Source organism: Flavobacterium sp. (assembly GCF_039930565.1).
Lineage (GTDB): Bacteria > Bacteroidota > Bacteroidia > Flavobacteriales > Flavobacteriaceae > Flavobacterium.
In genome coordinates, this window is record NZ_JBDTTP010000010.1 from 79710 (window position 1) to 86752 (window position 7043).

Consider the following 7043-nt stretch of genomic DNA (forward strand, 5'->3'; position numbering starts at 1 on the left):
AGTTTACTCATAAATCAATCCTATTTAATAAAAAGATATGAATATAGTCATCATAGGAGGAGGGTTTGCAGGACTAAACCTAGCAAAAGAACTTGTCAATCATCCTCAAATACAGGTAACACTTGTAGACAAAAACAATTATAATTTTTTTCCTCCCCTAATATATCAGGTAGCAACGGCTTTTTTAGAGCCATCAAGTATTAGTTATCCGTTCAGGAAATTTTTTGCAGGGAAGAAAAATCTGCAATTTCGTTTAGGAGAATTAATCGCTGTAGTTCCTGAGGAAAATAAAATAGTTTTAAATAATGGCGAATTGCACTATGATCATCTGGTGTTCGCAACCGGAGCCGAAACGAGTTATTTTGGAATGGAAAACGTGATGAAGAATGCTATTCCGATGAAAACCTTGAATGATGCCATCGAAATGCGTAATACGCTGCTTAAAAATCTTGAAAAGGCTGCTATTTGCAAGGATATACGAAAGCGCCGTAAGTTGTTAACCATTGTTGTAGCTGGTGGAGGCCCAACAGGAGTAGAAGTTTCAGGTATGTTTGCCGAAATGCGAAAAAATATACTTCTAAAAGAATATCCGGAACTGGAAACTTCAGCAAGCAATGTTTATTTAGTTGATGGAGGAGATGCCTTGCTGTCGCCAATGAGTGAAGCATCACAAAAAGATACTTTAGAAGCACTGACAAAATTAGGAGTTGTAGTGAAGTTACACAGCAGGGTTACGGATTACGTTGATGATACTGTATACTTTGAAAATGGGGAAACGATCAAAACCAAAAACTTAATATGGGCGGCAGGTGTTACAGCTAAAATTTTTGAAGGAATTCCAAAAGAAAGTTATGGGCGTGGAAGGCGTATGGCAACGGATCAATACAATAAAGTAAATGGTCTTTCCAATATTTATGCTATAGGTGACACAGCCATCTTAGCAGGAGACAAGAATTTTCCTGAAGGGCATCCACAAGTAGCTCAGGTTGCTATTCAACAGGGACTCAACCTTGCGAAAAACTTTAAAGCTATATTACAGAACAAACCTTTGAAGCCTTTTGTTTATAAAGACAAAGGATCTATGGCAATTATTGGAAAAAATAAAGCTGTAGTTGATTTGCCTAATCCAAAATGGCATTTCAAAGGATTTTTTGCCTGGATTATCTGGCTGTTTGTTCACTTGATATCTTTGATAACATACCGAAACAGAATTAATACTTTTTATAATTGGATGGTAGCTTATTTTGCCAGTGACCAATCTCTCAGAATGATTATCAGACCTGATAAAAGATCATAAATAAAAAGCCAGATTTAGAAATTAAATTCTGGCTTTTTATATGTTTGACTCTTTTTTAATGGCTAATTATAGAATCCTCATCAGGAGGCAAATCTACTTTTTGTATAATATAACGTTTACCAACATTTAAAACGATAAAAGCTATTATCGTTGTTGATGCCATGATTACTACCATTGGTATCACAGAATCGATCACAAAGATTCCAACAGCAAACGAAGCGAGAGCACCTAAACCTAACTGGATGGCACCCATTAATGCCGATGCGCTTCCGGCATTTTTAGCAAAAGGCGCCATTGTAAGTCCGGCGGTATTTGGATTTGAAATTCCCAAACAGCCCAAAAACAAAAATAACATTATAATTGTTTCGTATAATCCTAATAAATCATTTATAGAAAGTATAACGAAAACAATACTTATTACAGATTGGGTAATTAAAGCTGCAAAAATCATTTGTTCACTTGAAAATTTCTTTAATAAAAGCGAATTTAACTGACTTGACCCTATAAAACTAACGGACATAAAAGCAAAAATCCATCCGTATGTTTTTGCATCTACTTCATAAATGTCCATAAAAATTATTGGTGAGGCAGCAACATAAGTAAATAAACCTGAAAATGCTATTGATCCGGTAAAGGCATACGTGTAAAATTGAGGTTCTTTAAGCACTTTAAAAAAGTTTGAAATAATCGGTTTTGGCTTGAGCGAAATGGTTGTATCTGGTTTATAACTATTTGGTAAACCTAACTGGGAAGCAATCAAAATAGCAATTCCCATACACATCAATATTAAAAACACAGTATGCCAGCCATAATCTTCCGTTACATATCCTCCAATTGTTGGTGCTAACATAGGTGATAGCCCAAGGACAAGCATTAATAGTGAAAATACTTTTGGAATATCCTTTACCGGGAATAAGTCACGCACCATTGCCACAGATGCAACTGTTGCTGCACAGCTTCCAATGGCCTGAATAAAACGTAAAAATATAAAAGAATCAATATCAGCAACATAAACACATCCTAAGGAGGCAAGAATGTAAACCAATAGACCAAAAAATAATGGTGTTTTTCTTCCAAAACGATCCAATAATGGACCATATAGTAATTGTCCAGCCGATATTCCAATAAAATAGCTGGATAGACTCATTGATACTTTTGCAACACTTGTATTTAAATCTTTTGCTATACCTGAAAACCCTGGCAAATACATATCAATTGAGAATGGACCTAAAGCTGTTAATGAACCTAAAATAAGAATTAATTTAATATATTTTTTTGTTGTCATTTCGGTAAAATTCTCCTTTTAATTTTTTGCAAAGATAAAGATTTCGTATCTTGTTAGATATTAAAAACAACTTTTATGAAAAAAGTTATTGATTATACATTAAATAATATTATAAATTTAAAAAATTAAAATTATGAAAAAGTACATTTTACTATTAGGGCTTTTAATTACCTCAATTTCTTTTGCTCAGACAATTACATCAAAACTAGAAGATGTTAATGTATCCCAATATGAACTGCTAAAGAAAGTAAATGAGTTTTATCCGGATATTACTTTAAATAAGCAAATCAATAATTTTTATGCGGATGGGAAAATTATTGATTCACAGCAGGAATTTGATTTGAGAAATTCTAAATTTTCCAGCTATAAAATTGGTATTGAACCTGACAATAAAAAATTACTTTTCGAATACGAGTCTCCTGAGACAGGAAAAGTTTATGGAGATGTTTCTGTTTTTAAGGGAAATGCTTTAAGAACAACTTTTTCAGAAAAAACAAATGAAATTGAAGTATCATTAAATGGCAAGGCTGTATACTTGAAAAAACTTTAATTTTATAATTTAATCAAGGGCTATTTGTTATAAAATAGCCCTTGATTTTAGATACTTATTTTTGAACTATAATTTATATTATGTAAAATAGAAAAATGGTTTAATACTATCCAATAAAAAAACAGTATTATTATAATGCTGTTTTCGATACAATATGATTAATTATTTTACTAAAAAAGGTATATCCCATTTCTCCCAGCTAAGCACTATAGAATTTTTATTTATTATATATAGGAGACTTTCTGCATTTGAATTTGAGATTTTCTGATTTACTGCCACACGTAATTGATCTTCTTTTTCATTATAATTGGAAGTTCCTGATTGTTTTGCAATTTTATTAAAAATCAAAACACTTTCATTTTCTTTTGGAATCACAAAAAAAGAATATTTTCCAGCCGGTAATTTTGATCCTTCAATTGTAATATCCTTATCCGTTTCAATTGTTGTTGCTTCATTAGCTCCGGCACGCCATATCTTATCATAAGGCACTAACTCTCCCCATATTTTTCTGCCTTTTACGGATGGGCTGCTGTAATTAATGGTAATATTGGCACTATCAATTTTTCCTTTCGCAACAGCAGCAGGACTGGCTCTTTTTTCTTGAGCATTACTTACTGTTATCATGCAGAAAGCAACAAACAACAATAATAAATTCTTTTGAATTTTCATGATTTCAAATATTTAGTTAATATATTGAAATTAAAACATATAAAATTAATATTACTTTTTTGATCAAATTTTAAGAAAAAATTAAGACCTTAGAATTTTAATAATATAGTATCTGATAAGGATGTTTATGATTTATAATTTTATTATTTTTACATTCGATACTTTAAGAAAATTATCAAAACCATTATGAATACAATAGCTGAGCATATTGCAGACTTTTTAAAAGATTACCCTCCATTTAACAATTTAACCTTTCAGGAGCTATCTCATATCGCTACAAATATTCGTGTTTTGAATTTAGAAAAACATGACATATTATTTCAGAATAATGACACACTCCATGATAGCTTTTATGTTGTGGCATCTGGTATAATCAATCTTACGACAGTTGCTGATGCTGAGGAAACAATCATTAACAAATGTCATGAAGGAGATATTTTTGGTTTACGCCCATTTTTTGCCAAAAACAACTATATGATGACTGCAAAAGCTCGTGAAGAAAGCATTATTTATGCTATTCCGATAGCTGTTTTCAGGCCATTTGTTGCAAATAATTCTGATGTTTTAAATTTTCTGTTAGAAAGTTTTGCCACCAATTCAAGACATACTAAAGACAGTGTAAGCTCTGGTAATAAATTGATTTCGGACACCTCCTATTATGTTGATCCTCAATCAGAGATGCAATATATCCAATCTCTTAACTATAATACTTCACCATTAACAACTACAGCAGACCAAATTGTTAAAGATGTAGCTATCTTGATGACCAATTCTATGGTAGATAATATTGTAGTTTGTGAAAATAATAATCCTATCGGAATTTTAACAGATGCAGACTTATCTTCAAAAATTGCAACAGGACGATATCCAATCACAGAAACTATTGATAAAATCATGTCTTCCCCGGTGGTTACAGTTATTGAGAATGTATCATTGGCTGAAGCCCAGTTGTTAATGCTTAAAAATAATGTTACACACTTATGTGTGACCAAGGACGGAACAAATAAATCAGTTGTAAAAGGAATTATTTCTGAACATGATTTAATTGTTGCACAAGCGAGTAATCCTGGTGTTTTAATCAAGGAGATAAAGCGATCACAGCTTCCGAAAGATTTAAAGAATATCCGGGAACGCCTGTCAGATTTGATTCAGAACTCCATTCAAAAAAACATTCCTATTTCGCATATCAGCAATATTGCCAACGAAATAAATCTGGCTCTGATAAAACGTTGTGTAGAACTTTCTATACTTGATTTAGGCTCCCCTCCTGCCAGATTTGCATGGTTAAGCATTGGTAGTCAGGGAAGAAAAGAACAACTTTTACTTACTGATCAGGACAGTATCTTAATTTTCGAGGATGTCTCTGCCGAAAAATACAGGGATGTAAAAGACTATTTTTTAAGACTAGCCAAAAGAACAACATCATTATTAGAAAAAATAGGATATGATTTCTGTCCAAATGGTCATATGGCTAGTAATATGTTATGGTGTAAATCATTGACTGACTGGACAAAACAATACAACAGCTGGATGAATACTCCAGGTGAAAACAGTAATGATCTAAGTAGTATATTTTTTGATTATGAAATTGTATTTGGGGAGCCTAAAATTGAGGAAGCCATAGAAAATGTAATATTTAAAAATGCTATTAATAATCCGTTATTTTTTGATTTTTTAGGAAATGATGCTTTAAAGAAGAATTCGCCACTTAGTTTTTTTAAGAAATTTAATGTTGAGGAAGAGGGATTGTATAAATCAAAATTTGATATTAAAACAAAAGCATTAATGCCATTAATAGATGGTGCGCGATTATTGATATTGAGCCTAAATATAAAAGGAATTCAAAATACATATTTAAGATTTAAGCAATTGGCGATCTCTGATTCAAAGAATGCCGAAATATATTTGAGCTGTGCCGAAGCTTTTCTTACTTTATCTAAATTTAGAACTATTGAGGGATTAAAAAATGATGATTCCGGACAATACATCAACTTAAAGGAATTATCCAAAACTGACAAGGAAAAATTAAAAAACGCATTAGCACCGATGCGGGATCTTGAGGAATTGATAAAGAGCAAATTTCAACTTACACAATTTTCATAAATATGCTAGATTGGATTAAAAATATTAATAAAGAATATCCGGATTTCTGGAAAAATTACGTCAATAAATTTGAAACAAAGCCAAATAGATTTGTAGTGATATCAACAGAAACATCTGGATTGAACCCTGAAAAAGATGTGATTTTATCAATAGGTTCATTTGCTGTGGTAGACAATAGCATTATAATTCAGGATAGTTTTGAAGCTGTTTTACTGCAATTAAAATATTATCAGGAAAATGGTATTTCAAATGAATTTATTATAGAAAGCAAAATGAAAAAGCTGGAAGAAGCTGACGCAATTCAGTCTTTAATAGATTACATCGGAAATGCGGTTTTAGTTGGCCATCACATTAATTTTGATATTGAAATGATAAATGAAGGCCTTGAAAGATTAAATTGCGGAAGATTAAAAAACGAGGCTTTGGACATTGATGTAATGTACCGAAAATTAAATGATATAAATGACAAGGAATTTTCATTGAATGATTTATGTGAAATATATAAAATTCCCAAGAGTGACCGACATTCCTCTTCACAAGATGCCTATAGAATTGGTTTGTTGTTTTTGAAATTAAAATCTAAATTAGGAATTATCTAAGTATAAATTTAGATGGTTGTAGAATATTTGATGAATGCATAAAATATTTTTATTTTGAAATGCTCTGACAATCATATAGATAATTTCCAAAGCAGTTTTTATTTCATTATTATAGTATTTTTATTTTGCAGATGTTACATTTATGCCTATATTTGCACCCGCATTAAGGCCTCGTGGCGCAACTGAATAGCGCATCTGATTACGGCTCAGAAGGTTACTGGTTTGAATCCAGTCGAGGTCACTACTCGGGACAAAAGAAAAATATCATCTTTTGTCCCGTTTTTTTTTTTTTTGCCCGTAACCTATTGTTTACCAGATAAATACAGTTGATGATTTCGTTCACTCGGGCGGTGCGGATTTTGTTTTCTGAAAATATAAAATTTTCAGGGAAAATTAAACCAATTATCTCTCTGGAATCAGCTAAAGTACCGCCATCAAAGGTTTCACCTAGCTTTAAAAGGTTTTCCAATCCAGTCGTCGTTAAGCGTAAATTCAATAACTTAATGCAACACTTTTAATTTTTTAAATTTGTTGTATATG

Annotated in this window: 7 protein-coding genes and 1 tRNA gene; 5 read left to right on the forward strand and 3 right to left on the reverse strand. The window is 31.7% G+C overall.

The features are described 5' to 3' along the window. Positions 1-37 precede the first annotated feature (37 nt). Positions 38-1297: an NAD(P)/FAD-dependent oxidoreductase gene (locus tag ABI657_RS04705; RefSeq protein WP_348096087.1), complete on the forward strand. Its 1260-nt coding sequence runs from the start codon at positions 38-40 to the stop codon at positions 1295-1297. Between the two features lie 55 nt (positions 1298-1352). Here ABI657_RS04705 and ABI657_RS04710 read toward each other — a convergent pair whose 3' ends face one another. After that, on the reverse strand, positions 1353-2582 hold the full coding sequence (locus tag ABI657_RS04710) for a multidrug effflux MFS transporter (protein ID WP_348096088.1): 1230 nt from the start codon (positions 2580-2582) through the stop codon (positions 1353-1355). 133 nt (positions 2583-2715) lie between these two features. Between ABI657_RS04710 and ABI657_RS04715 the strand changes: the two genes are divergently transcribed. Next, a complete protein-coding gene (locus ABI657_RS04715; RefSeq protein ID WP_348096089.1) occupies positions 2716-3132 on the forward strand; it encodes a hypothetical protein in 417 nt (138 codons plus the stop codon). 162 nt (positions 3133-3294) lie between these two features. Here the strand turns inward: ABI657_RS04715 and ABI657_RS04720 are convergent, their stop codons facing one another. Continuing rightward, entirely contained in the window at positions 3295-3801 is a 507-nt protein-coding gene (locus tag ABI657_RS04720) for a DUF2911 domain-containing protein (RefSeq protein WP_348096090.1), read from the reverse strand. Positions 3802-3987: 186 nt separating this feature from the next. On the opposite strand from ABI657_RS04720, the gene ABI657_RS04725 reads away from it, so the two are divergent. The 3 genes from ABI657_RS04725 (at position 3988) to ABI657_RS04735 (ending at position 6744) form a co-directional block, all read left to right on the forward strand. Then, complete coding sequence (locus tag ABI657_RS04725) at positions 3988-5904, forward strand: DUF294 nucleotidyltransferase-like domain-containing protein (RefSeq protein ID WP_348096091.1); 1917 nt, start codon at positions 3988-3990, stop codon at positions 5902-5904. Between the two features lie 2 nt (positions 5905-5906). Next, entirely contained in the window at positions 5907-6503 is a 597-nt protein-coding gene (locus ABI657_RS04730) for a 3'-5' exonuclease (RefSeq protein WP_348096092.1), read from the forward strand. A 167-nt stretch (positions 6504-6670) separates the two neighbouring features. Next, positions 6671-6744 (forward strand) — tRNA-Arg (locus ABI657_RS04735). Here the strand turns inward: ABI657_RS04735 and ABI657_RS04740 are convergent. Further along, on the reverse strand, positions 6745-6972 hold the full coding sequence (locus ABI657_RS04740; RefSeq protein WP_348096093.1) for a hypothetical protein: 228 nt from the start codon (positions 6970-6972) through the stop codon (positions 6745-6747). Positions 6973-7043: the final 71 nt, after the last annotated feature.